This window comes from Sporomusa sp. (assembly GCF_057736855.1).
This window is the reverse complement of the sequence record NZ_JBYKYF010000377.1, coordinates 1-2,513: the sequence shown is the minus strand read 5'-3', so window position 1 is coordinate 2,513 and position 2,513 is coordinate 1. Positions and strand designations below refer to the sequence as shown.

Here is a 2,513-nt window from a genome sequence, read left to right as displayed (position 1 = left end):
GGCAGTTCGATCCTGTCATCGCCCACCATCAAAAACAAAAAACTTTAGATACATCAGTGTATCTAAAGTTTTTTGTTTTTTTATTTGTGAAAAATTACACCAATGCCGGGTGTGTGGCAGGAAAAACTAAGTATTTTGGCGAATTATGTCACAAAAGGTGGTGGAACGGTGTTGCTTTTTAAAACTAAGCATAATATAGTTACGATTTTGGTTGGAATAGGGATCTTTGTGTTAATGTGTGGGTTGATCATATGTTATTTTAATTATCAGTACCGGCAGACGGTGGCCGCTGAACGGCAACAGCTTGTTACTGCTGCGGAGTATTTGGATATGTACTTTGACACCAAATTAGCAGGACTCAAGGTCATAGCTGCTTGCCCGAATGTTCGTAGCCTTGATGTGGATTTGCTACGCGGAGATTTAATGGCAGGCGCCGCTGTGTTAGGAGTAGCAAATCTTGCTTTATTTGACACCAAAGGTAACCTAATTGGCGATTATTACTCCATTTCCCCGTATGGGCCGTCTGCTACCGGAGATCCGAAAATGGTTGAAACCTTTGCTACCGTATTAGAAGGCCAAGTAGATATATCTGGCAGGATAGTACATCAAAGTCTTGAAAATGCATATATTAACATAAGGGTTCCTGTAATGTCTGGAGATAAGGTCATAGCCGTATTGGTGGCTTATGTACCTATTACTGATATAGCCAAGGCGATGTTTCATGGGACTATATCCAATAGTCAATATATTTTTATTTTGGACGATCATGGCCAATTGATCTATCATCCCCGCTTGTCTGAATTGTATCCAGAAGATCCGGGGTTAAAGGCTCAGTTAAGTGGTTTAGTATTCAATTTGGCTGGTGTAACTACATATAACTCCGTGGAAGATGGGATAGATAAACTGCTTATACATACTTCTTTACATACTGTTAATTGGCAAGTTGCAACGGCTATTCCACTCCAAGCTCTTTATGCTCGAGTACTACATAACTCACTGGAAGATGCCAAGAATTTCTTGTTTTTATTGATTTGTTGCGGACTTCTTTGTAGTATTTGGTATCAGGCAAGACGAGATAAACTTGAACGTGAGCAGCTCCGGCTGGAACGCATGGAGTGTGTTAACCAAATGGCAGCAGGAATTGCTCATGAGATCAGGAATCCGCTTACATCGATAAAGGGTTTTATTCAGCTGATGGCTCGCCGTACTGACAAACCGCCAACACCGGAACATTTGGAGTTAGTTCTTTCCGAGATTGGCCGGATTGATAATCTGATTAATGAATTCCAAATGCTGGCACGTCCGCTCAAAGACCCGGTGTTTGAAACAATTAATATGTCCAAATTGCTAAAAGATGTTGTTTTACTTATGGAAGCGCAATTGCACAGTAAAAATATTAATATACAAGTGAAATTACCTCACATACCGCCATTGGTGTATGGTGATATGGCGCAGTTGAAGCAAGTATTTATTAATCTGCTAAAAAACTCTATTGAAGCAGTACAAGATGGTGGTACAATAGTTCTTGCTGCTGGCCGGCAGCAAGACATGCTGGTAGTGACGGTAGAAGACAATGGTGAGGGGATTCCTGCGGAGATTATTGAAAAACTAGGGACTCCTTTTTTTACTACCAAAGCCAATGGTTCAGGCTTGGGGCTGTCAGTATGTTATCGTATTATCCATAGTCACGGCGGTAATATCAAGGTTTCAAGTCAGCGAGGAAAGCGTACGACGTTTACCGTGTATTTACCTGCAATCACTCATGAACCTGAAACGGCCGAGTTGCTATGCACCTAAACTTTTGGTGTATAATAAATATAGGTATATAAATAGGTATATATTGCATGGTAGCACCAGTAGTATACTGCCTTGAATTGATCGGGTTTGGAGTGTGATTGTGGGTATGGACGCAAAAGAACGGCGAGAAAAGATTGCCAGCCTGCTAAAAGAAAGCCACCAGCCGCTAACGGGTACGGCGTTAGCCAAGCAGTTGGGTGTAAGCCGGCAAGTCATTGTAGGGGATATCGCCATTTTGCGGGCAGCAGGGCTGAATATCTATGCTACTCCTCAAGGTTATATTATTCTGCAGGCTGCCGCTTCAGAAAGTATTACCGCTAAATTGGCCTGCCGTCATGGTGCTGACCGTATGGGGGAAGAACTTGCGATCATTATCGATAACGGTGGTAAGGTGCTTGATGTCAGCGTCGAACACCCCGTATATGGCGAAATTAAAGCCAACCTGATGCTGGCTTCACGGCGTGATTTAGACGAATTCTTACATAAATCGGCTGAAAGTGGCGCTGCACCCCTGTCGCTTGTTACTGGTGGTATTCATTTACATACTGTGGAAGCTTCCTCGGATGAAGTGATGCAAAACATTATTACAGAGCTCAAGAAAGCGGGCATATTACTTTATTAAATGAATAAGTAACTAGATAACTGTCAGGTGACACTGACAGTTTCAGGCTGTCGACAAAGTATTGTCGATAGCCTTTTTATTTATTATGATCATC

3 protein-coding genes are annotated in these 2,513 nt (G+C 42.2%); all 3 read left to right on the top strand.

Annotated features, from left to right (window positions below; translation table 11 throughout):
* The coding region (locus tag AC29Z1_RS16475) for a hypothetical protein (RefSeq protein ID WP_488272537.1) at nt 1-182 on the top strand (182 nt) is incomplete at its 5' end.
* Complete coding sequence (locus AC29Z1_RS16470) at nt 169-1,797, top strand: sensor histidine kinase (RefSeq protein WP_488272536.1); 1,629 nt, start codon at nt 169-171, stop codon at nt 1,795-1,797. The genes AC29Z1_RS16475 and AC29Z1_RS16470, both read left to right, overlap by 14 nt.
* Nucleotides 1,798-1,903: 106 nt before the next feature.
* Nucleotides 1,904-2,419 (top strand): 3H domain-containing protein, encoded by a 516-nt coding sequence (locus tag AC29Z1_RS16465; RefSeq protein WP_488272538.1) that lies wholly within the window; start codon nt 1,904-1,906, stop codon nt 2,417-2,419.
* Nucleotides 2,420-2,513: the final 94 nt, after the last annotated feature.